Source organism: Bradyrhizobium sp. SZCCHNR2028, from assembly GCF_032380995.1.
Lineage (GTDB): Bacteria > Pseudomonadota > Alphaproteobacteria > Rhizobiales > Xanthobacteraceae > Bradyrhizobium.
In genome coordinates this window covers 365,740-387,429 of sequence record NZ_JAUHJF010000004.1, presented here as the reverse complement: position 1 = coordinate 387,429, position 21,690 = coordinate 365,740, and the positions used below count along the sequence as shown (strand labels likewise).

At 67.3% G+C, this 21,690-nt stretch carries 18 protein-coding genes; 11 read left to right on the top strand and 7 right to left on the bottom strand.

Features of this window, described 5'->3' with window-relative positions:
• Window positions 1–30: 30 nt before the first annotated feature.
• Window positions 31–1,110, bottom strand: a complete 1,080-nt coding sequence (locus tag QX121_RS10045; RefSeq protein WP_315811818.1) for a 4-oxalomesaconate tautomerase — start codon at window positions 1,108–1,110, stop codon at window positions 31–33.
• Between the two features lie 103 nt (window positions 1,111–1,213).
• On the opposite strand from QX121_RS10045, the gene QX121_RS10040 reads away from it, so the two are divergent.
• Window positions 1,214–2,113 carry a LysR family transcriptional regulator gene (locus QX121_RS10040; protein ID WP_315738715.1) on the top strand — a complete coding sequence of 300 codons (900 nt, stop codon included), beginning with the start codon at window positions 1,214–1,216 and terminating at the stop codon, window positions 2,111–2,113.
• Window positions 2,114–2,151: 38 nt separating this feature from the next.
• On the opposite strand, the gene QX121_RS10035 is transcribed toward QX121_RS10040, so the two are convergent.
• The 5 genes from QX121_RS10035 to QX121_RS10015 are packed head-to-tail and all read right to left on the bottom strand — an operon-like array spanning window position 2,152 to window position 5,702.
• Window positions 2,152–2,928, bottom strand: coding sequence for a TSUP family transporter (locus tag QX121_RS10035; RefSeq protein WP_315757023.1), 777 nt, complete (start codon window positions 2,926–2,928; stop codon window positions 2,152–2,154).
• On the bottom strand, window positions 2,925–4,175 hold the full coding sequence (locus QX121_RS10030) for a CCA tRNA nucleotidyltransferase (RefSeq protein WP_315811817.1): 1,251 nt from the start codon (window positions 4,173–4,175) through the stop codon (window positions 2,925–2,927). The genes QX121_RS10035 and QX121_RS10030 overlap by 4 nt, the downstream gene beginning before the upstream one ends.
• Window positions 4,172–4,435 (bottom strand): DUF6111 family protein, encoded by a 264-nt coding sequence (locus QX121_RS10025; protein WP_315776140.1) that lies wholly within the window; start codon window positions 4,433–4,435, stop codon window positions 4,172–4,174. Before QX121_RS10025 ends, QX121_RS10030 begins: the two co-directional genes overlap by 4 nt.
• Complete coding sequence (locus QX121_RS10020; protein ID WP_409997670.1) at window positions 4,432–5,091, bottom strand: CoA pyrophosphatase; 660 nt, start codon at window positions 5,089–5,091, stop codon at window positions 4,432–4,434. The genes QX121_RS10025 and QX121_RS10020 overlap by 4 nt, the downstream gene beginning before the upstream one ends.
• An 8-nt stretch (window positions 5,092–5,099) precedes the next feature.
• Complete coding sequence (locus tag QX121_RS10015) at window positions 5,100–5,702, bottom strand: DUF1285 domain-containing protein (RefSeq protein WP_315785698.1); 603 nt, start codon at window positions 5,700–5,702, stop codon at window positions 5,100–5,102.
• A gap of 264 nt (window positions 5,703–5,966) precedes the next feature.
• Here QX121_RS10015 and QX121_RS10010 point away from each other — a divergent pair, with 264 nt between their 5' ends.
• The 6 genes from QX121_RS10010 (at window position 5,967) to QX121_RS09985 (ending at window position 16,001) form a co-directional block, all read left to right on the top strand.
• Entirely contained in the window at window positions 5,967–6,965 is a 999-nt protein-coding gene (locus QX121_RS10010; RefSeq protein WP_315738357.1) for a MoxR family ATPase, read from the top strand.
• A complete protein-coding gene (locus QX121_RS10005) occupies window positions 6,965–7,921 on the top strand; it encodes a DUF58 domain-containing protein (protein WP_315776137.1) in 957 nt (318 codons plus the stop codon). The genes QX121_RS10010 and QX121_RS10005 overlap by 1 nt, the downstream gene beginning before the upstream one ends.
• On the top strand, window positions 7,918–10,740 hold the full coding sequence (locus QX121_RS10000) for a DUF4159 domain-containing protein (RefSeq protein WP_315811816.1): 2,823 nt from the start codon (window positions 7,918–7,920) through the stop codon (window positions 10,738–10,740). The genes QX121_RS10005 and QX121_RS10000 overlap by 4 nt, the downstream gene beginning before the upstream one ends.
• A 142-nt stretch (window positions 10,741–10,882) precedes the next feature.
• Complete coding sequence (locus QX121_RS09995; RefSeq protein ID WP_315738360.1) at window positions 10,883–12,946, top strand: hypothetical protein; 2,064 nt, start codon at window positions 10,883–10,885, stop codon at window positions 12,944–12,946.
• 199 nt (window positions 12,947–13,145) lie between these two features.
• The gene (locus QX121_RS09990) at window positions 13,146–13,517 is read left to right on the top strand and encodes a DUF2946 family protein (RefSeq protein ID WP_315738361.1); all 372 of its coding nucleotides are present in this window, start codon (window positions 13,146–13,148) and stop codon (window positions 13,515–13,517) included.
• A gap of 162 nt (window positions 13,518–13,679) precedes the next feature.
• Complete coding sequence (locus QX121_RS09985; RefSeq protein ID WP_315811851.1) at window positions 13,680–16,001, top strand: TonB-dependent receptor; 2,322 nt, start codon at window positions 13,680–13,682, stop codon at window positions 15,999–16,001.
• Window positions 16,002–16,138: 137 nt separating this feature from the next.
• Here the strand turns inward: QX121_RS09985 and QX121_RS09980 are convergent, their stop codons facing one another.
• Window positions 16,139–16,651: an N-acetyltransferase gene (locus tag QX121_RS09980; protein ID WP_315757014.1), complete on the bottom strand. Its 513-nt coding sequence runs from the start codon at window positions 16,649–16,651 to the stop codon at window positions 16,139–16,141.
• 248 nt (window positions 16,652–16,899) lie between these two features.
• On the opposite strand from QX121_RS09980, the gene QX121_RS09975 reads away from it, so the two are divergent.
• From QX121_RS09975 to QX121_RS09960, 4 genes are all read left to right on the top strand, one after another.
• Window positions 16,900–18,300: an ethanolamine ammonia-lyase subunit EutB gene (locus tag QX121_RS09975; RefSeq protein WP_315811815.1), complete on the top strand. Its 1,401-nt coding sequence runs from the start codon at window positions 16,900–16,902 to the stop codon at window positions 18,298–18,300.
• Complete coding sequence (gene eutC / locus QX121_RS09970; RefSeq protein WP_315811814.1) at window positions 18,297–19,079, top strand: ethanolamine ammonia-lyase subunit EutC; 783 nt, start codon at window positions 18,297–18,299, stop codon at window positions 19,077–19,079. Before QX121_RS09975 ends, eutC begins: the two co-directional genes overlap by 4 nt.
• Complete coding sequence (gene eat, locus QX121_RS09965) at window positions 19,072–20,478, top strand: ethanolamine permease (protein ID WP_315738364.1); 1,407 nt, start codon at window positions 19,072–19,074, stop codon at window positions 20,476–20,478. The genes eutC and eat overlap by 8 nt, the downstream gene beginning before the upstream one ends.
• 149 nt (window positions 20,479–20,627) lie before the next feature.
• Complete coding sequence (locus tag QX121_RS09960; RefSeq protein WP_315811813.1) at window positions 20,628–21,689, top strand: AraC family transcriptional regulator; 1,062 nt, start codon at window positions 20,628–20,630, stop codon at window positions 21,687–21,689.
• Window position 21,690: the final 1 nt, after the last annotated feature.

Sequence of the window (21,690 nt, the reverse complement as noted above, 5' to 3'; positions counted from 1 at the left end):
ATGTCGATTGAGTCCGGACGCCGCGTGCGCTCAGGCGGCGTGTACCATCCGTGTCGCGGGCTTTGCGAACACGCAGCCTTCGAACAGCCTGCGGGCGGTCCGCAAAATCCCAGCCACGATCCGGCCATCGCGCTCCTGCAGCTTGACGTCGATATGGCCCATCGGGTGCTCGATGCCGATCACCGCAGGCGCGACCTGCAGCCCAGCGAGACGCGCGCTCACCGTGTCCGCCACGATCAGCGAGGTGGCGATGCCGACGGCGCCGGTGGTGGCAAGCGACGGGTGGCAATCGTGCGGCATGAAATAGCGGGCCGACACGTGGCCGCCATGCACCGCGGGGGCGAGCAGCACCGGCTTGGGAATGACACGGTCGCGAACGTCGCCGAGTCCCATGCGCCCGCCGGCCGCCACGCGCAGCCGCTCGAGCCGCTCCAGCAGCGCCGTGTTCGCACTCAACGCGGCGGCGCTCTCATAGCCGGTCACGCCGAGATCCTCCGCACGCACGATCATCATTGGCATCGCGCAGTCGATCAGCGTGACGTCGAGATCGTCGATCGTCTCATTGGCCTCGCCGGTCGGAAACATCTCGTCCATCCGGTTGGCCGCATCGAGAAAGGTGAGCGCAATCGGCGCCGCTCGCCCTGGGACACCGTCGATCGACGCGTCGCCGAGATACGACACTTTGCCGTTGGGGGTCGGCACCTCGGCCTCGATCAACTGGCGCGTATTGACGTTGTGGATGCGGACCAGCGTCGCCGGACCTTTCGCCGGCACCAGCCCCGCCTCGATGGCAAAAGGTCCGACCGCGGCAAGCATGTTGCCGCAATTCGGCGAGGTATCGACCAGTTGCTGATCGATCCGCACCTGCGCGAACAGATAATCCACGTCGGCGCCGGGCACGCTGGCCGGCCCGACGATGGCGACCTTGCTCGTGACCGGATTGCCGCCGCCGATGCCGTCGATCTGCAGCGGATGACCGGAGCCCATGACCGAGAGCAGAATCTCATCGCGCCGGGCCGGATCGCTCGGCAGGTCCGACGCCAGGAAAAAGGGCCCCTTCGACGTTCCGCCTCGCATCAGGACGCACGGTATCGAGATCAGATCGTTCATGCCGGCCTCAGTTATGTCAATTTCGTATCAATCTAAGTTACTGTTGCGTATACTGAGCTGAGATCGATCTTTGAAATGCAAAGAATTGCGGTATTGATGCATGATTAACATCAATTGTGAGATCCTAGACCTCCGGGCCTTCCTGAGCGTCTCGGATCTGGAGAGCTTTCATCGGGCCGCCGAGGCCCTGAACCTCTCGCAGCCGGCATTGAGCCGGCGCATCCAGAAGCTGGAGGGCGCGATCGGCGCGCCGCTCCTGGAGCGCACGACGCGTCACGTCGCGCTGACGGCGCTCGGCGCCGAGCTGGTGCCGCTCGTGCGGCGTATGATCGAGGAGTTCGACGGCTCGCTGTTTGCTGTGCGCGACAGCGGCCTCAATCGCGGAGGCCTCGTCACCATCGCCTGCCTGCCGACCGCGGCGTTCTACTTCCTGCCGTCGGTCATCCGCGAGTTCAACGATCAATATCCCAACATCCGCTTTCGCATTCTCGACCTGCCTGCCACCGATGGGCTGCAGGCCGTCGAGCGTGGCGAGGTCGAGTTCGGCATCAACCTGATGGGAGCATCGGACCCCGAGCTGATCTTCGACCGTCTGGTCGAGGATCCCTTCGTGCTCGCCGCGCGCAAGGATCACCCGCTCGCCGCGATGGCGACGGTCGGCTGGGGCGATCTCGAGCCCTACCCCCTGATCACCGTCCACCGGTCCAGCGGCAACCGGACCCTGCTCGATGCCGCGCTCGCCAAATCAGCGATCAAGCTGCGCTGGTTCTACGAGGTGACGCATCTCTCCACGTCGCTTGGACTCGTCGAGGCTGGGCTTGGCATCTCGGTTCTTCCGAAGATGGCGACACCGCAGAGCGATCATCCCTTCCTCGTCACGCGCCCCATCCTCAATCCCGAGATCTCACGCACCATCGGCGTCGTGCGCCGCAGAACCGGCACGATGTCGCCTGCGGCGGAGCGTTTCCTGAAGATGCTGATCGGCCGCTGGGGGCGGACGTAGAGGCCGAGCAGCACAGCAGGTAGCCTGACGCCGAAGGGCTATCCCGCCGGCAGCAGGTGCCGCAGCGCCGACGCGATCATCACGCCGCCGCCGGTGATCACGGCGGCGTCGAGGATGGCGGCGTGGATGTGCACCGGCATGCGGGCGACGAAGGCCTTGGCGAGGAACGCGCCCGGCACCGCGACCGCGCCGATCAGGAGCGCGAAGGCCAGCACCTGCGCCGTGACCACGCCGGCCAAACCAAACACCGAGATCTTGATGACGCCCGTCGCCACCGAGATCATCGCGTCGGTGGCGATGACCGCGGCGCCTTCCAGGCCCGCCGCCATCAGCAGCGACAGCAGGATCACGCCGGAGCCGGAGGTGCCGCCGACCAGCACGCCATAACCGACTGCTCCGGCGGCAAGCCCGCCATTGCCGATCCTGACCTCGCGCTTGCGCAGGATCCGCCGCAGCGGGACGCTCATGATCAGCATGGTGCCGATCACGAACGCCGCGCCGGCATTGGTCAGTCGCGTGTAGCCGTAGGCGCCGAGCGCCGTCGTGAGCGCGGCTGCCGCGATGACGATCACGGCGCGCGTGCGGTCGGCGTGGCTGATGTAGGCGACGACGCGGCTGAGGTTGGTGAGGATCGCCGAGATCGCGATGATCGGCACGACGGGTTCGGCGCCGACCATCGGCACCAGCACGAGCGGCATGAGAGCGCCGGTGCCGTAGCCGGCGAGACCACCGATGATGGAAGCAAAGAGAGCGACGGAAGCGACGAGCAGGAGTTGCAGGAGCGAGATGTCGGCAAAGCCTGCCAGAAAATTCATGAACGTCCGTCGCGGTTGACACGCGCCGCCGCCTGATCGGCGATCGCGTTCAGCGATGCCTCGTCGAGCGGAAAGTCCGCCGCGAGCCAGGCATCCTCTGCGAGGGTGAGCACATGACCGAGAAGCGGTCCCTCCGCAACCCCGCGCGCGATGAAATCGGCCGCCTTCAACGGCAATTTCGGCGGCGTGAAGCGCTGCGGCAACAGCGCACGCTCGCGCCAGCTCCGGTCGTCGCGATCGCGCGCCCGCGCCCAGCCGAGCATCAGGCGGTCGCGATAGACGGTCTCGCCGAGACGATACAGCAGACGCCGGACTCGCGCCTCATCGGCGGAAGCGAACCGCCACCAGCGATGGCCCATGCCGTCCAGCGCCTTGGTCTCGGCATTGGAGAGCTTCAGTCTGACGCCGAGACGGCGCGCATCCTCGGTCACGGCGACCGCGAGCGCCGCGAGACGGCGGACCGCGCTCGGCGAAAGCTCCAGCTCGCGCTCGATGCCGATCATCGCGGCAAACGGACCGAGATAGGCGACGCCGCCGAGGATCGCCGTCAGCAACCCGCCATCGGCCATCGCCGTGACCGCGCCGACCGCGCCGTCGGTGACGAGCAGTTTCAGCATCTCCATGCGCACCCGCTCGGCGGACAATGCGGCGAGGCCGGCGCGGCCGGCGATGCAGGCCAGATAGCCCTCGCGGTCGGGGACGCCGTGGCCGAATGCCGAATGGATGCGGAAGAAGCGCAGGATGCGCAGATAATCCTCGGCGATGCGCTGGGCGGGATCGCCGATGAAGCGCACGCGGCGTTGGGCGATGTCGGCGAGACCACCGACGTGATCATGCACCACGCCGTCCGGCCCGACGGACAGCGCATTGATGGTGAAGTCGCGCCGGTGCGCGTCGCCGACCCAGTCGCGGCCGAACTCGACCTTGGCCTTGCGGCCGAAGGTCTCGGTGTCCTCGCGCAGGGTCGTGACCTCGAATGGATGCCCCTCGAGCACGAGGGTCACGGTGCCATGGTCGATGCCGGTCGGCACGCTCTTGATCGACGCCGCCTTGGCGCGCCGGAGCACCTCCGCCGGCAGCGCCGTGGTCGCGATGTCGATGTCGCCGATGGCGATGCCGAGCAGCGCATTGCGCACGGCGCCGCCGACCACCCGCGCCTCCTCGCCGTCGCAATTGAGCAGCGCGAGCACGCGCGCGGCGGGACCGGACGAGAGCCAGGGCGCATGCAGCACCCGCGCGCCGATCATTTCTCGACCCCTGGAACGAGCCTGCCGTTCTCGACATGAGCGGGGATATAGGTCGAACGCGGCGGCGCGCCGGAGAACTCGGCGAGCAGGACCAGACTTGCAATCACCAACACCAGCGCCGCCACCGTCAATTTTGTGATCAGATGAAAGGGCCAGTTGACAGGCACCAACAGCCCCGATTTGGTCGCGAGCAAAAACAACACATAAACCGCAAAAGGAATGAGGAAAATTCCGATTTCCGTCAACACGCCACGGATCATGGCTGACAGACCCGCTCGTACAAGACCCGAAGGATGCCCGCTGTAGCGCCCCATATGTAGCGCTCGGCGAACGGCATCGCGTAATACAAGCGCTCCATGCCGCGAAACTCCTTGGAATGCAGCTGATGATTGGCGGGGTCCATCAGGAAGGCCAGCGGCACCTCGAAGGCGTCGTCGACCTCGCCCTCGTTGATCTTGAGCGTGAATCCGGGCCGCACCCGCGCCACCGTGGGCAGGATGCGGAAGCCGAAGGCGGTGCCGTAGACGTCGAGATAGCCGATCGGGTCGACGAAGCTGCGGTCGAGCCCGACCTCCTCTTCGGCCTCGCGCAGGGCGGCATCGAGCGGCGAGGCATCGGTGACGTCTATCTTGCCGCCGGGAAAGGCGATCTGCCCGGCATGGCTCGAGAGGTTCGGCGAGCGCTGGGTCAAAAGGACCGTCGGCTCGGGATGGTCGACCACCGGGATCAGCACCGCCGCGGGGCGGATGGGCTGCTCGCGGGAGATGATCTCGAGCATGCGGTCGGTGCCGGAATCTCCGCTGGCCGGAATGACATCCGGATCGAGCAGGGCCTGCGGAACGTCGAAGCGCAACCGCGCGCGGCCCCGCGCGAAGAAATCGGCTGAACTGAGCCCAGCGGTCCCGTTCCTCACCATGGGCTGGTTCAAAGCGCCGCCCTCACCTGTTCTGCATCGGCCATGGGGAAGAACGCGCCGCCCGACCCCACGCCGAACATGACACGCCCATCGATCATCCGCTCCTCACCCATGTCAACAAGCTCGTAGTAGAGCGCCCGCGTCACCTTGGCCCAGAGATCGGCTCGCACATGCAGATAGGGCGTCAGGCCGCCGCTCTCGCCAGGCTCGAAGCGCAGCCGGTGCTCGGCATCGCACGCGACCCAGTCGTCGACATTGGTGCGGAAATGCAGCAGCGGTCCGCGCGCATCGCTCTCCGTCCGCATTTCTACGGCCGTGAAGGGGGCATCATCGACGCGGATGCCGACCTTCTCCACCGGAGTGACCAGGAAATAGCGATCACCCTCGCGCTTGAGGATCGTCGAGAACAGCCGCACCAGCGCAGGCCGCCCGATTGGCGTGCCCATGTAGTACCAGCTACCATCACCGGCGATTCGCATGTCGAGATCGCCGCAGAATGGCGGATTCCACAAATGCACCGGCGGCAGTCCCTTTGCGGATGTGCCAGCCTGCGTTGCCGCCGACGTCAGCCGATCGAGTCCGTTGTCGGTGGTCTGCCCTTGCTTCGCCATGGTTTGCCTTGAGTTTGCGTCCACCTTGGCACGATTGGTGCAAGATTCCATCGCCGTCGTCTGTGCAAAAGTTCCTGGCGGCCCTGCAGGTCATGTAAGGTCGCCATAACGTGATGCCGTCAATACCCCGTAATGCCGATAATATGGGGATAGTTTAACTCAACGAATACAGCGCCTTCGCATAGGTTGGCATCCGTGTCCCGGCAAACTGGAGCGGAACGTCCGTCCGAAAGTTCAAGATGCGGGGCAGAAGGAGCGATGGGAATGGCTGAGAGTGCCGAGAAGCTCGAGGATGCGATCGTCCGGTCGGCCGAACAGGTCTCCGGCCAGATCCGAGCGGCAAAGGATGCGATCTCCAGCGTCATCTTCGGCCAGGACCGCGTGGTGGAAAACACGCTGGTGACCATCCTGTCCGGTGGCCACGCGCTGCTGATCGGCGTCCCCGGCCTCGCCAAGACCAAGCTGGTCGAGACCTTGGGCGTGACGCTCGGCCTCGATGCCAAACGCATCCAGTTCACGCCGGACCTGATGCCGTCGGACATTCTCGGCGCCGAGGTGCTCGACGAGAGCGCCGGCGGCAAGCGCTCGTTCCGCTTCATCGCCGGCCCGGTGTTCGCGCAACTGCTGATGGCGGATGAGATCAACCGCGCCAGCCCGCGCACGCAGTCGGCATTGCTGCAAGCCATGCAGGAGCAGCACATCACGGTTGCAGGCGCCCGTCATGACCTGCCGAAGCCCTTCCACGTGCTCGCGACCCAGAATCCGCTGGAGCAGGAAGGAACCTATCCGCTTCCCGAAGCCCAGCTCGACCGCTTCCTGATGGAGATCGACGTCGACTATCCCGATCGCGACGCCGAGCGCCGCATCCTGTTCGAGACCACCGGTGCCGAAGAGAGCGGCGCCAAGGCCGCGATGACCGCAGACGCGCTGATCGCTGCGCAGCGGCTGGTACGCCGGCTGCCGGTCGGCGATTCCGTGGTCGAGGCGATCCTGTCGCTGGTGCGGTCCGCCCGCCCCGGCCCGGAGGCCGGCGACGCCGGCAAGCTGATCGCCTGGGGCCCGGGTCCGCGCGCCAGTCAATCATTGATGCTCGCGGTGCGCGCCCGCGCCTTGCTCGACGGCCGCCTCGCTCCCTCGATCGACGACGTGCTCGATCTCGCCGAGCCCGTGCTCAAGCACCGCATGGCGCTCACCTTCCCGGCCCGCGCCGAGGGACGCACCATTCCGGACGTGATCCGGCAACTGAAGAGCCGGATTGGCTGATGGCCGCAGCGACAGGGCACGCCGACAAGGAGATTCTCGCAATCCGGCGTGCCGATGGCGAAAGCCGGACGCTGGCGTCGTCGCTGCCGCGGCTGGTGCTCGAAGCGCGCCAGATCGCCGCCAATGTGATCCATGGTCTGCATGGCCGTCGCCGCGCCGGCTCCGGCGAAAGCTTCTGGCAGTACCGCCGCTTCGTCTCCGGTGAGCCGTCGCAGCGCGTCGACTGGCGCCGCTCCGCGCGCGACGATCATCTCTACGTCCGTGAGCAGGAATGGGAGGCCGCGCACACCGTGTGGATCTGGCCGGACCGCTCGCCGTCGATGGCGTTCGCGTCGAAGGGCGCCCGCGACAGCAAGCTCGAGCGCGCCCTGATCGTGACCTTCGCCCTGGCCGAGTTGCTGGTGGCCGGCGGCGAACGCGTCGGCATTCCCGGCCTGATCAATCCGACCGGGAGCCGCAACGTGATCGACCGCATCGCGCAGGCGATGCTGCATGATGAGACGATCAGGCCGAGCCTGCCGCCCTCCTTCGTGCCGTCCGCGCTCGCCGAGATCGTCGTGCTGTCGGATTTCTGGTCGCCGATCTCCGAGATCAGCACCATGCTCGCCGGCCTGTCCGCGTCGGGTGCGCACGGCACGATGGTCCAGGTCGTCGATCCCGCCGAGGAGACCTTCCCCTATTCCGGCCGCGTCGAGTTCGTCGAGCCGGAGGGCGGCGAGGTCATCACGGCCGGCCGCGCCGAGAGCTGGGCGCAGGACTACGTCGCCCGCGTGGCGCTGCACCGCGACCAGATCCGCGCCGAGACCGGCAAGCTCGACTGGCTGTTCACAACCCACACCACCAGCCGCTCGGCCGCCGAGCTGCTGCTGTTCCTGCATGCCGGTATGACCACGGCCAAAGGTAGCGCGCGCGGCGGCGTCAAAGTGGGCGCTGGCCCCGGAGGGCTCGGCGCATGATGGGCCTGCCGCTGTCGTTCGCCGAACCCTTGCTGCTGACCGGGCTCATCAGCCTGCCGGTGCTGTGGTGGCTGCTGCGGGTGATGCCGCCGCGGCCGCGCCGCATCGAGTTTCCGCCGACCCGGCTCTTGTTCGACATCACGCCCAAGGAAGAGACGCCGTCGCGCTCGCCCTGGTGGCTGACCCTGCTGCGGCTGATCGCGGCGGCGCTGGTGATCTTCGCCGCGGCCGGTCCGATCTGGAATCCGCGCACCGAGGCCGTCGGCAGCAAGGCGCCGCTTGTGCTTTTGCTCGACGACAGCTGGAGCGCAGCCGCAAGCTGGGACACGCGCATCAGGGCCGCCGACGAGATCATCGCCAATGCCGATGCCGACCGGCGCGGCGTCGCGCTGGTGCCGCTGTCCGAGCCCACGCGCGACCTGACCTTGATGCCGGCTGGCGCTGCACGCGTCGCGCTGCGCCAGATCGCGCCCAAGGCCTACACGACCGAGCGCGCCGATGCGCTGCCGCAGCTCGATCGCTTCCTGAAAGCGACCGGCGATGCCGAGATCATGTGGTTCTCCGACGGCGTCGATCCCGGCCGCGGCAGCGAGTTTGTCACCGGCCTTGCCAAGACCATCGGCGATCGCAGCCTGACGGTGTTCGAAGGCGGCACCCTGTCGCCGCTGGCGCTTGCGGGCGCCGAGAACGCCGCGGCCAAGATGACCGTGAAGGTGCTGCGCGCCGATCTCTCGGTTCCGGGCGGCATTGTGCGCGCGCTCGACGCCAAGGGCTCGCCGCTCGGCGAAGCGCAGTTCGGCTTCGCCGCCGGTGCGCACGACGCCGAGGCGAGCTTCGATCTTCCGGTCGAGCTGCGCAATGACATCACCCGGCTCGAGATCGCCGGCGAGCGCTCCGCAGGCGCCGTGCAACTGCTCGACAAGCGCTGGCGGCGGCGTGCGGTCGGCATCGTCTCCGGCGCCACCAGCGACACCGCGCAACCGCTGCTCGCGCCGACCTTCTATCTGACGCGCGCGCTGGCGCCGTTCGCCGATCTCCGCCTCGGTGATCGCGGCGCTCCGCAGCAGGTCATCACGCAGTTCCTCGACCAGAAGGTGCCGATGATCGTGATGGCCGACGTCGGCACGCTGTCGCCGGAGCTGCGCGACCGTCTCAACGGCTGGATCGAGAATGGCGGCGTGCTGGTGCGCTTCGCCGGCCCGCGCCTGGCGCAGGGCGACGACGATCTCGTGCCGGTCAAGCTGCGCCGCGGCGGCCGCACCCTGGGCGGCAGCCTGACCTGGGAGAAGCCGCAACACCTGGCCGCGTTCGCCGCCGACGGCCCGTTCGCCGGCATCACCGTCCCGAAGGACGTGACGGTCAATCGCCAGGTCCTCGCCGAGCCCGACGCCGTGCTGGCGACCAAGAGCTGGGCCTCGCTGGAGGACGGCACGCCGCTCGTCACCGGCGAGCATCGCGGCAAGGGCCTGATCGCGCTGTTCCACGTCAGCGCCGACATGCGCTGGTCCGATCTGCCGATGTCAGGCGCGATGGTCGAGATGCTCCGCCGCATCGTCGACATGTCCGGCTACACCTCGACGCCGGGCCCTGGTCCCGCGGGTGAGACCGCCAAGGCCACGCTGGCGCCGCTGCACATCCTCGACGGCTTCGGCGCCTTCGGACCGCCGCCTTCGACCGCCAAGCCGCTGCCGGCGGATTTCAACGACCGGGCTTCGCTGGATCATCCACCCGGATTCTATGGCCCAGCCGAGGGACCCACCGCAGTGAACACGCTCAGCCCCGCCGATCGCATTCTGCAGCTCGACACGTCGACGCTGCGCGCCAAGCGTGCCAGCTACACCACCGCCGAGCCGCGCGATCTCCGGGGCATCCTGCTGTCGACCGCACTGCTGCTGTTCCTGATCGACGCGGTCATCGTCGCCCTGCTCGGCGGCGCGCTGGCCTCGCTCGCACGGCGGCGGCGTGCAGCGCCCGCGTCCATCGCGCTTGCGGTGCTTGCAACCGGCGCCCTGCTCGCGGTCGCGATGCCGACGGCCGCGCGCGCCGACGCCGCCAGCGACGATTTCGCCATGCGCGCGGTGTCGCAGACGCGGCTTGCCTATGTCGTGACCGGCAATGCCGACGTCGATTCCATCGTCAAGGCCGGCCTGACCGGACTGACCTTGTTCCTGGCCCAGCGCACGGCGCTCGAAGCCGGCGACCCCGTCGGCATCGATCCTGCGCATGACGAGCTCGCCTTCTTCCCGCTGATCTACTGGCCGATCGTGCCGGGCACGCCGAAGCCGCCGCAGGACGCGATCAACAAGATCGACGCCTACATGAAGCAGGGCGGCACGGTGATCTTCGATACCCGCGATGCAGTCGAGGCGCCCCCGGGCGAGAACGGCGCGCAGCAGACCCCGGGCATGCAGTCGCTGCGCGAGATTCTGTCGTCGCTCGACGTCCCCGAGCTCGAGCCGGTGCCGCGCGAGCACGTGCTGACCAAGACGTTCTACCTGCTGCGCGACTTCCCCGGTCGCTTCACCGCAGGCCAGACCTGGGTCGAGGCGCTGCCGAAAGACGAGGACGAGGACAGCACCTCGCGTCCGGCGCGCGGCGGCGACGGCGTCTCACCGATCATCATCACCTCCAACGACCTCGCCGGCGCCTGGGCCATCCGCCCCGACGGCCAGGCCATGCTGCCGATGGTTCCCGGCGAGCCGCGACAGCGCGAATTCGCCTTCCGCGCCGGCGTCAACATCGTGATGTACACGCTGACCGGCAACTACAAGGCCGACCAGGTGCACGCGCCGGCGCTGATCGAACGGCTTGGGCAGTGATGACAATAGCCACGCGCAGCCGCGCCAAAACCTCCGTCGTCACGCCCGGCCTTGAGCCAGGCATCCACGCCCCTGTTTTCCGAGGGAATGACGTGGATGGCCGGGACAAGCCCGGCCATGACGAAGCCAGCGAGTTTGCCTCATGAATTACGGCATCGCGTTCACGCCTCTGGTCCCGACAGTCGTGCTGTGGCTCGCGATCGGCGCGATCGTCGTCATCGCCGCGCTCCTGTTGCTCGGCCGCTCGCGCTCGGCCTGGATCCGCGTCACCGCGCTCGCCTTGATCGCGCTCGCGCTGGCCAATCCGCAGTTCACGCGCGAGGACCGAGAGCCGCTGAGCTCGGTCGCCGCCGTCGTGGTCGACAAGAGCCCGAGCCAGAATTTCGGTGACCGCAACAAGCAGACCCAGGCGGCCCAGGAGTCGCTGGTCGACAGCTTGAAGAAGATCAAGGGCCTCGAGGTCCGCGTGGTCGATGCCGGTCAGGCCGATGGCGAGACCGACGGCACGCATCTGTTCAGCGCGCTGACCTCGGCGCTGTCGGACGTCCCGGTCGATCGGGTCGCGGGCGCCTTCCTGATCACCGACGGCCGCGTGCACGACATTCCCGGCAACGTTGCCGCGCTCGGCTTCCAGGCTCCGCTGCAGGCCCTGATCACGGGCCAGAAGGCCGAGCGCGACCGCCGCGTCGCGATCACCGCCGCCCCTCGCTTCGGCATCGTCGGCCAGCCGCAGACGATCAGCTTCCGGCTCGACGACCAGGGCGTCAGCGGCGCCAGCGCCAAGGTCGTGATCCGGCGCGACGGCGAGGTCATCAGCGAACGCACCTTGACCAGCGGCCAGGCCGCCAATGTCGACGTCGACATCAAGCACGAAGGCCAGAACATCGTCGAGATCGAGGCCTCGCCGCTCGACAACGAGCTGACCCTCGTCAACAACCGCGCCGTGGTCTCGATCGACGGCGTCCGCGACAAGCTGCGCGTGCTGCTGGTGTCGGGCGAGCCGCATTCCGGCGAGCGCACCTGGCGCAACCTGCTGAAGTCGGACGCCAGCATCGATCTCGTCCACTTCACCATCCTGCGGCCGCCGGAGAAGCAGGACGGCACCCCGATCAACGAATTGTCGCTGATCGCGTTTCCGACCCGCGAGCTGTTCCAGCAGAAGATCAACGAATTCCAGTTGATCATCTTCGACCGCTACGCCCGCCAGGGCGTGTTGCCGATCGCCTATTTCGACAACATCGCGCGCTACGTGCGCAATGGCGGCGCGGTGCTGGTCTCGGCCGGGCCGGACTACGCCTCCAACACCAGCATCTGGCGCACACCGCTCGATTCGGTGCTGCCCGCCGAGCCGGTCGGTGTCACCGAGAAGCCCTTCTATGCGCATCTATCTGACGCCGGCAAACGGCATCCGGTTACGCGCGGCCTCGAGGGCTCGGGCTCCGAGCCGCCGCGCTGGAGCCGCTTCTTCCGCACCGTCGAGACGCGTAATGCGGTCAGTCCGCCGGTCATGACCGGCGCCGATGGCAAGCCGCTCCTGCTGCTGTCGCGCTTCGGCGCCGGCCGCGTCGCTCTGCTGCTGTCCGACCACATCTGGCTGTGGGCACGCGGCTACGAAGGCGGCGGACCGCATCTCGATCTGCTCAGGCGGATGTCGCACTGGCTGATGCAGCAGCCTGATCTCGACGAGGAAGCGCTGCGGCTCCAGATTCAAGGCAAGGATCTCGCCGTCATCCGCCAGACCATGGGCGACACCGTCCCGCCGGTGACCGTGACCTCGCCGTCCGGCACCACGCGCGAGCTCACTCTGAGCCAGGGCGATCCCGGCGAATGGCGCGCGACCCTGCCCGCCAACGAGCTCGGCCTGTGGCAGGCGACCGACGGCACGCTGAAGGCGCTGATCAATGTCGGCCCGACCAATCCGAAGGAATTCTCCGAGGTCACCTCGACCACCGAAACCCTGAAGCCGCTGGCACAGGCGACCGGCGGCGACGCCCGCCGCATCGCCGACGGCTCGGGCATCGACCTGCCGCGTATCGTCCCCGTCAGGTCATCGACGCTGTTCAGCGGCGACGGCTGGATGGGCGTGCGGATGCGCGACGCCAGCGTGGTCAAGGGCGTCGGCGTGCTGCCGATGTTCGCCGGCGTGATCGGCCTGCTGCTGCTGCTCGGCGCGCTCGCCGCAACCTGGGTGCGCGAGGGACGCTGACACGAAGGCACACGCGCACCACGGCGGCGCGCGACGTGGCGCGAAGGGCACAGCGAGCCGGTTTCCATCCGTTGCCGCGGCGCTCTGATTGACAGCTAAGAGGCGCCTCTGCGATGTTACATTGTAACAAAGGCTGAGCCTCTCAGCCGAACGGGGTGGCCTACTCACATGAGCCAGATCACATGAGCCAGAGCTGGCGATGAGCTGGTTTCGCGCGAACATCAAAGATGTCTCGCGGCTCGCGCTGTTGGCGCTGGTGCTGCAATTCGCGCTCGCGTTCGGCCATGTTCATTGGCTCTCCACGCAGAGCCTGGACGGCAGTCGTATCACGACCGCACAGGCCCATACCGGCTCCTCTCCCGCAAGCCAGGACCCCGACCAGCAGCCCTCCGCCGATGGCTGCGCCATCTGCGCCGTCATGGCGATGGCGCAATCGATCCTGCTATCACCGACGCCCGTTCTGACGCCTCCTGAAGCGGTGGCATTTCGTCTGCCCGATGCGATCACCGCCACTGTCGCGGCTGTTGTCGTCGACACCGCCTTCCAGCCGCGCGCTCCTCCCATCGCCTGATCCGAACCGCTCGAAACGCCGCCACGGTTGCGCTCACGCGCACGGCGGCAGCGTGCAGGAATGGGTCCGTCGCAAGCCGACGGCAGGCGCATCCCGCCAGCAACGAAAGACGTGGGACGCCTGATCAGGATCAGGAATTGAAGGATGTTGTCGAGAGCCTTGATGTCGGGCTGCAGCGCCGCAGCCATGTTGTGCGTTTTGGGTGCGCCCGCGCGCGCTGACGATCCGAAGCCGGCGGCCGAGTTGCCCGAGGTCAACGTGACAGCGCCAAGCCCGATACGGGCACGGAAGCCGGTGGTGCCGCGGCCCAATCCTACCGCGCGCGTCGCGCGCGGGCCCCGTGCGCCGACGCCAGCGCGAGAAGCACAATCAGCGCCACCGCCGCCGCAACAGGGCGTGCTGCCTGTCGTCACCGACCAGTTCGCAACCGTCACCGTGGTGCCGAACGAGGAGCTTCGCCGCTCCGGCGCCGCCACGCTCGGCGACCTTCTCAATTCGAAACCCGGCATTACCGGATCGAGCTTCGCGCCGGGCGCCTCGAGCCGGCCGATCATCCGCGGCCTCGACGTCAACCGCGTCGGTATCGTCGAGAACGGCATCGGCGGCGGCGGTGCGTCCGACCTCGGCGAAGATCATTTCGTGCCGATCGATCCGCTCACCAGCGACCAGATCGAGGTCGTCCGCGGCCCCGCGGCGCTGCGCTACGGCTCCACCTCGATCGGCGGCGTCGTCAGCGCCACCAACAACCGCATTCCGCAGGCCCTGCCGACCTGTTCGACCGCGCCGTTCCAGACCTATGGCCTGCCGGCGAGCGCGCCGGCCGCGGGCAGCGCGCCTTGCGTCACCGCGGAAACGCGCACCTCGTTCAGCTCGGTCGACCGCGGCGTCGAGGGCGGCGTGCTGCTCGATGCTGGCGGCGGCAACTTCGCACTTCATGCCGATGCCTACGGCCGCAAGACCGGCGACTATTCGATTCCGGGCTACCCCTATCTGTTCGACCAGACCCGCCCGGTGAACGGCCGGCAGCCGAACTCCGCCGTGCAGAACGATGGCGCCTCGATCGGCGGCAGCTACTTCTTCACCGGCGGCTTCATCGGCGCGGCGATCCAGCAGACCGATGCGCTCTACCACATCCCCGGCATCGACGGCGCCGACAGCCGGACCCGGATCGACGCACACCAGACCAAGATCACCGCCAAGGGCGAGTATCGCCCGGACTCCGCGGCGATCGATGCGATCCGATTCTGGGCCGGCGCGACAGACTATCGGCACAATGAGCTCGGCCTTGCAGCCGTCACCGACCCGACCACCGATGGCGTGCGCCAGACCTTCACCAATCGCGAGCAGGAAGCGCGCGTCGAGATGCAGATGATGCCCGTCAATCTGCGCTTCGCCACGCTGACGACCGCCTATGGCGTGCAGGCCGGGCACCAGGAGCTGAATGCGCCGAGCCCCGACAACCCCGGCTCGGTGTTCAACGGCCTGTTCGGCCCCAACACCAACAATCGCGTCGCCGGCTATGTCTTCAATGAGTTCGCCTTCTCGCCCTCGACCAAGGCGCAGGTCGCCGGCCGGATCGAGCACGTCGCGCTGAACGGCTCCACACCGAACTTTCCGGTCGACTATCTGCCGGACGGCACGCCGCAAGCCAACATCGCCCGCAATCCGTCGTACACGCCGAAGAGCGCGAGCGTCGGCCTGTTGCAGAACCTGCCGGGCGATCTGGTGGCGAGCGTGACCGCGCAATATGTCGAGCGCGCGCCGAAGCCAGCCGAGCTGTTCTCGCGCGGCGGCCACGATGCGACCGCAACCTTCGACATCGGTAATCCGAACCTGACCATCGAGACGGCCAAGACCGTCGAGGCCGGGCTGCGCAAGGCCACTGGCCCGTTCCGCTTCGAAGCCACGGCCTACTACACGCAGTTCAGCAACTTCATCTATCGCCGGCTGACCGGCGTGATGTGCGACGACGATTTCGCGTCCTGCGGCACCACGGGCACCGCGCTGAACCAAGCGGTCTACTCGCAGCGCAACGCGCTGTTCCGCGGCTTCGAGTTCCAGAGCCAGTTCGATGTCGCTCCGCTCGGCAGCGGCATCTTGGGCATCGAGAACCAGTTCGACGTCGTCCGCGCCACCTTTTCCGACGGCACCAACGTGCCGCGGATTCCGCCGATGCGCGTCGGCGGCGGCCTGTTCTGGCGCGATGCCAACTGGCTGACCCGCATCAACCTGCTGCACGCCTTCGCCCAGAACGACATCGCGCCGATCGCGGAGACTCCGACGCCGGGCTACAACCTGCTCAAGGCAGAGGTCAGCTACCGCACCAAGCTCAATCCGAACATGTTCGGCGCGCGCGAGATGCTGGTCGGCCTCGTCGGCAACAATCTGTTGAACGAGAAGATCCGCAACTCGGTCTCCTACACCAAGGACGAGGTGCTACTGCCCGGCATCGGCGTGCGGATCTTTGCCAATCTCAAGTTCTGATTGCGAATTCGGTCGGGGCGCGGAGGAAAGCAATCTGAGCCCCCTTCGTCATTGCGAGGAGCGAAGCGACGAAGCAATCCAGACTTCTCTTGGGGCTCTGGATTGCTTCGCTTCGCAGCTTCGCTCGCAATGACGACCTACCTAGCGTAGTCCCAGTCAGGACGGATCGCGCCCTCGACGTCCTCGAACGCGCCGTCGACGAGCTCGTTCACCAGCAGCCGGTTGTAGTCGACCGGGCCCGGCATGATCGCCCGGCCTTTCGGCACCGGCTTGAACCCGACACGGCTGTAGTAGGCGGCGTCGCCGACCAGCAGGATCAAGCGATGGCCCTGCGCCCGCGCGTCCGCGATCGAGCGCTCCATCAGCATGCGGCCGATGCCGTGCTTGCGGAACGGCGGCTCGACCGTCAGCGGCCCGAGCATCAGCGCCTTGGTGTCGCCGACGCAGATCGGGAGCTGCCGCACCGAGCCGACCAGCAAAGTGCCGATATGGGCGGTGAACGATAGCGCGAGCAGATGATCGACATGCTCGCGCAAGCGGTAGGCGCTCAGCACGAAGCGGCCGGGGCCGAAGGTGCGCTCATGCAGCCGCTCGATCGCCTGCGCGTCGCCCGGCTTCTCGGCGGAGATCGTAATGGACAGGTCACTCATGTGGGGTGGCGAGATAGCATTCTGGAGCGGCGCGGTCCATGGCGTGCCGTCCGCGCGTTGACAGCATTCGCTCGCCCCGGGATCGCCAATGCCAATTTTCTGAGCACTCGCGTGGCGTGACCGAAGATTGTGCTAAAATGTCAAGTTTCCGGAGCCGCCCTCGCTTAACCTGCCCCAGGTCATGAGCGTTGTGGTCGCTGTCGCGGCCGCTGGGACCGCTCTGACGCAGCACGAGCGGCAGGTCGAAGATGACGGGTGCGTTCCGGTCGCGCCATCGCGGCGAAACTCATGTGTTCGATGATCTCAAGACGCTGTTGGCCTGCGCCTCGCCGCGCCGGTCCGGCGATGAGCTGGCTGGCCTCGCAGCCGACAGCGCCGCGCGACGGGTGGCGGCGCGGATGGCGCTCGCTGACGTGCCGCTGCGGCGTTTCCTCGACGAGCCGCTAATTCCCTATGAGAGCGACGAGGTCACGCGCCTCATCCTCGACAGCCACGATGCCGCCGCATTCGCGCCCGTCGCGTCGCTGACCGTCGGCGAATTGCGCGAATGGCTGATGTCCTGGGAGGCGGACGCTGACCGGCTGGCCGCCCTCGCGCCGGGCCTGACGCCGGAGATGGTGGCCGCGGTCTCCAAGCTCTGCGGCAATGGCGATCTCGTCGCTGTCGCCGCCAAATGCCGGGTCGTGACCCGCTTCCGCTCCACGATCGGCCTGGAGGGGCGGCTGTCGTCGCGGCTGCAGCCGAACGATCCGACCGACGATCCCCGGGCGATCGCCGCAGGCACGCTCGATGGCCTGCTGTTCGGCATGGGCGATGCGGTGATCGGCATCAATCCCGCGACCGACAATGTCGAGGCCTGCATCCGCCTGCTCACGATGCTCGATGATCTCAGGCTCAAATTCGAGGTGCCGACGCAGTCCTGCGTGCTGAGCCACGTCACGACCTCGATCCAGGCGATCGGGAAAGGCGCGCCGCTCGATCTCGTCTTCCAGTCGATCGCCGGCACCGAGGCTGCCAATGCCGGCTTCGGCGTGACCCTGGCGCTGCTGGCCGAGGCGCAGGACGCGGCCTTGTCGCTGAAGCGCGGCACGATCGGCAACAACGTCATGTATTTCGAGACCGGCCAGGGCGCGGCGCTGTCGGCCGACGCTCATCACGGCCTCGATCAGCAGACGGTCGAGGCCCGCGCCTACGCGGTGGCGCGCGCCTTCTCGCCGCTGCTGGTCAACACCGTGGTCGGCTTCATCGGTCCCGAATACCTCTACGACGCGAAGGAGATCATCCGCGCCGGGCTGGAGGATCATTTCTGCGCCAAGCTGCTCGGCGTGCCCATGGGCTGCGATGTCTGCTACACCAACCATGCCGAGGCCGATCAGGACGACATGGACGATCTGGCGCTGCTGCTTGCGGCGGCCAACGTCAACTTCCTGATCGCCGTGCCCGGCGCCGACGATATCATGCTCAACTATCAGAGCCTGTCGCATCACGACGTGATGCGGCTGCGGCATCTGCTCGGCCGCCGCCCGGCGCCGGAGTTCGAGGCCTGGCTGGCGCGGATGGGCCTGCTCGACCAAAGCGGCCGCATGCCGCCATTACCGGGCAGCGCGCCTTCCGTAGTCCGGCTGATCGGCCAGGGAGCGCGGGCATGAGGGACGATCCGTTCGACCTGCTGCGCGGGATGACGCGCGCCCGCGTCGCCCTCGGCCGCTCCGGCGACGGGCTTCCGACCGCAGCGAAGCTGGAATTCCAGATGGCGCATGCGCTCGCGCGCGATGCCGTATGGAGCAAGGTCAATTTCGACGGCATCGCCGACGCGCTCGCGCCGCGCGAGGTGATCAAGGTCGCGAGCGCAGCGACGGACCGCGCCAGCTATCTGCGCCGGCCCGACCTCGGGCGTCGCCTGGCCGCGGAGGATGCCGCCAGGCTAACATCCGGTCCGTACGATCTCGTCTTCATCATTGCCGACGGGCTGTCGGCGGATGCGGTCGAAAGCCATGCCGCCGCTGTCGTGATCGCCACCGCGGCGCGTCTGACGGGCCTGTCCATCGGCCCGATCGTGCTGGCTTCGCAGGCGCGCGTGGCGCTGGGTGACGCTGTCGGCGCCGCGATGCGCGCCCGGCTGGTGGCGGTCCTGATCGGCGAGCGTCCGGGTCTGTCGGCGGCGGATTCCCTGGGTGTGTATCTGACTCTGCACCCTGCCCCTGGCCTGCGCGACAGCGCGCGCAACTGCATCTCCAACATTCACCACCATGGGCTGTCGGCCGAGCGCGCCGCCGACAAGCTGGCCTGGCTGGTGCGCGAGGCGCTGCGGATCGGCGTCACCGGCATCGGCCTCAAGGAGGCGGCGCCGGACGCCGCGATCGAGACGACCACACCGTCATCACAAATCACCCATCACAAACAGACAGGAGCGACTGGACATGAGTGACGAGACCAAACCGACGCTTTCGAAGAGCCTGACCGGACTCCATCTCTGGGGCATCGCGGTCGGGCTCGTCATCTCCGGCGAATATTTCGGCTGGAGCTATGGTTGGGACAAGGCCGGCACGCTCGGCTTCCTCGTCACCACGATCTTCATCGCGGTGATGTATACGACCTTCATCTTTTCCTTCACCGAGCTCACCACCGCGATCCCGCATGCCGGTGGTCCGTTCGCCTATTCCTACCGTGCCTTCGGCCCGCTCGGCGGCTTCGTCGCCGGCTTTGCGACGCTGATCGAATTCGTGTTCGCACCGCCTGCCATCGCGCTCGCCATCGGCGCCTATCTCAACGTCCAGTTTCCGGCGCTGTCACCCAAGACCGCCGCGCTCGGCGCCTATGTGGTGTTCATGGCCCTCAACATCGCGGGCGTATCGATCGCAGCGACGTTCGAGCTGTTCGTCACGGTCCTGGCGATTGCCGAGCTCCTGGTGTTCATGGGCGTCGTGTCGCCCGGTTTTTCCTTCGCCAATTTCACCGCCAACGGCTGGGCCGGTGAGAATTCGTTCTCGCTGGCGAGCATCGGCGGCATCGTCGCAGCGATCCCCTTCGCGATCTGGTTCTTCCTGGCGATCGAAGGTGCCGCCATGGCCGCGGAGGAGACCAGGAATCCGACGAGGACCGTTCCTCGCGCCTACATTGCCGGCATCCTGACGCTCGTCGTGCTCGCCTTCGGCACCATGATCATGGCCGGCGGCGTCGGCGACTGGGCGAAGCTCGCCAACATCAACGATCCCTTGCCGCAGGCGATGAAGATCGTGGTCGGCGAGAACTCCGGCTGGCTGCACATGCTGGTGTGGATCGGCCTGTTCGGTCTGATCGCCTCGTTCCACGGCATCATCATGGGCTATTCGCGGCAGATCTTCGCACTGTCGCGCGCCGGCTTCCTGCCGGCCAAGCTCGCCGCACTGCATCCGACCTGCCGCACGCCGCATTGGGCGATCCTGGCCGGCGGCGTGATCGGCATCGCCGCGATCTACTCCGACGAGCTCATCCAGTTCGCCGGACAGACGCTGACGGCGAACATCGTCACCATGAGCGTATTCGGCGCGCTCGTGATGTACATCATGAGCATGGCCGCTCTCTTCCGCCTGCGCGCCACCGAGCCCAATCTTATCAGGCCGTTCAAGGCGCCGCTCTATCCGGTGCTCCCGGCCGTGGCGCTGGTGTGCGCGACGCTCTCGCTGCTCACGATGATTTGGTTCAACCTGCAGGTGTTCGCCGCCTTCGTGGTGCTGTTCGCCGCCGGTCTGCTGCTCTATCGTCTGACGGCCGGAAAGCGCGGCAACGCGGCGAATGACGATCTGCTCGACATCGCTTTGACCGAGGCCCGCGCCATGGCCGACTGATCCGCCAGGGCCCGCGAGATCCAGGATCGAGGCAAGCCCTCCGCGTCCCTGCGCGGAGGGCTTTATCGATAGCCCGCTTCGGCAGGCACGTGACTTGCATAACTACGAGGTGTCAACCGACGGCGTACGTCCTCAAAGGCGAGGATTTCATGGCACAGCCTCTTGCAGCCGAACGCGAGCATCCGCGCGACCGCAGCCGGAACATTCTGGCCGCTGCTGCGACCGGTGTCGCTGATTTCATCGCCCTGACGGGAGGCCGTCCGGAAGCGGTATTCGAACGGGTGGGCATCGATGCCGAATGCCTGGGCCAGACCCGCCGCGCGCTCGACCTCGCCGACTATGTCGCGATGATGGAAGACGCCGCGCAGGAGACCGGCAACGACAATTTCGGACTGTGGTTCGGCCAGCGCTACCAGCCGCAGATGCTCGGCCTGATCGGCGAGATCGCGCTGTCCGCGCCGACGCTCGGTTCGGCGATCGAGCATCTCGCGCTGTGGTTTCCCTGGCATCAGCAGGCCACCGAGACCCGCCTCGCCCGCAAGGACGGCTTTCTCCGCCTCGAATATCGCATCCTCGACGGCTCGATCGTCGATCGCCGGCAGGATGCCGAATTGACCATGGGCATGTTCGCGAACGTCTTCCGCGCGTGCCTGCCATCGGGCTGGGCGCCTGACATGGTGCTGTTCGAGCATGCCCGGCCGGCCGCCTGGCGCGATCATGAGGCAGCCTTCGATGCCGACGTCGGATGGTCGCAAGGCACCAATGCGCTGGTGTTTCGCGACCGCGGTCTGGACCGCGCCATGCCAGGGGCCGATCTGTCACGCCTGCAGCGGCTCACGACCGATCTTGCCAGTGTCGCCGGCTCGTGCGGCACGCCGGCGTTCCTCGATCTGATCCGCGGCGAGATCAGACGGCGGCTGTCGGCCGGCGCGCTGCATCTCGAGGAGGTCGCCGACGCGCTGTCGACCACGCCGTGGACGTTGCAGCGCCGGCTTGCCGAGTTCGGCGCCACCTTCTCCGACCTCGTTGAGGCGACCCGGCTCGACCTCGCCCGCCACTATCTGCGCCAAGCGCATTTGCCGCTCGGCGACGTCGCCTTCCTGCTCGGCTATTCCGAGGCGTCCGCGTTCTCCCGTGCCTTCGCGCGCTGGAGCGGCTGCAGCCCGCGGCAGTGGCGCCAACGGTCATTGCAGGCGACGGCTCGCAGCTAGC

What these genes read in the sequence shown, in the direction of transcription:
- QX121_RS10000 (WP_315811816.1), top strand. Translation starts at nt 7,918, where the DNA reads ATGATGGGCCTGCCGCTGTCGTTCGCCGAACCCTTGCTGCTGACCGGG.
- QX121_RS10025 (WP_315776140.1), bottom strand. Translation starts at nt 4,435, where the DNA reads ATGATCCGTGGCGTGTTGACGGAAATCGGAATTTTCCTCATTCCTTTT.
- eat (WP_315738364.1), top strand. Translation starts at nt 19,072, where the DNA reads ATGAGTGACGAGACCAAACCGACGCTTTCGAAGAGCCTGACCGGACTC.
- QX121_RS09995 (WP_315738360.1), top strand. Translation starts at nt 10,883, where the DNA reads ATGAATTACGGCATCGCGTTCACGCCTCTGGTCCCGACAGTCGTGCTG.
- QX121_RS10015 (WP_315785698.1), bottom strand. Translation starts at nt 5,702, where the DNA reads ATGGCGAAGCAAGGGCAGACCACCGACAACGGACTCGATCGGCTGACG.
- QX121_RS10030 (WP_315811817.1), bottom strand. Translation starts at nt 4,175, where the DNA reads ATGATCGGCGCGCGGGTGCTGCATGCGCCCTGGCTCTCGTCCGGTCCC.
- QX121_RS09985 (WP_315811851.1), top strand. Translation starts at nt 13,680, where the DNA reads ATGTCGGGCTGCAGCGCCGCAGCCATGTTGTGCGTTTTGGGTGCGCCC.
- QX121_RS09980 (WP_315757014.1), bottom strand. Translation starts at nt 16,651, where the DNA reads ATGAGTGACCTGTCCATTACGATCTCCGCCGAGAAGCCGGGCGACGCG.
- QX121_RS10035 (WP_315757023.1), bottom strand. Translation starts at nt 2,928, where the DNA reads ATGAATTTTCTGGCAGGCTTTGCCGACATCTCGCTCCTGCAACTCCTG.
- QX121_RS10045 (WP_315811818.1), bottom strand. Translation starts at nt 1,110, where the DNA reads ATGAACGATCTGATCTCGATACCGTGCGTCCTGATGCGAGGCGGAACG.
- QX121_RS09990 (WP_315738361.1), top strand. Translation starts at nt 13,146, where the DNA reads ATGAGCTGGTTTCGCGCGAACATCAAAGATGTCTCGCGGCTCGCGCTG.
- QX121_RS10020 (WP_409997670.1), bottom strand. Translation starts at nt 5,091, where the DNA reads ATGGTGAGGAACGGGACCGCTGGGCTCAGTTCAGCCGATTTCTTCGCG.
- QX121_RS09960 (WP_315811813.1), top strand. Translation starts at nt 20,628, where the DNA reads ATGGCACAGCCTCTTGCAGCCGAACGCGAGCATCCGCGCGACCGCAGC.
- eutC (WP_315811814.1), top strand. Translation starts at nt 18,297, where the DNA reads ATGAGGGACGATCCGTTCGACCTGCTGCGCGGGATGACGCGCGCCCGC.
- QX121_RS10010 (WP_315738357.1), top strand. Translation starts at nt 5,967, where the DNA reads ATGGCTGAGAGTGCCGAGAAGCTCGAGGATGCGATCGTCCGGTCGGCC.
- QX121_RS10005 (WP_315776137.1), top strand. Translation starts at nt 6,965, where the DNA reads ATGGCCGCAGCGACAGGGCACGCCGACAAGGAGATTCTCGCAATCCGG.
- QX121_RS09975 (WP_315811815.1), top strand. Translation starts at nt 16,900, where the DNA reads ATGACGGGTGCGTTCCGGTCGCGCCATCGCGGCGAAACTCATGTGTTC.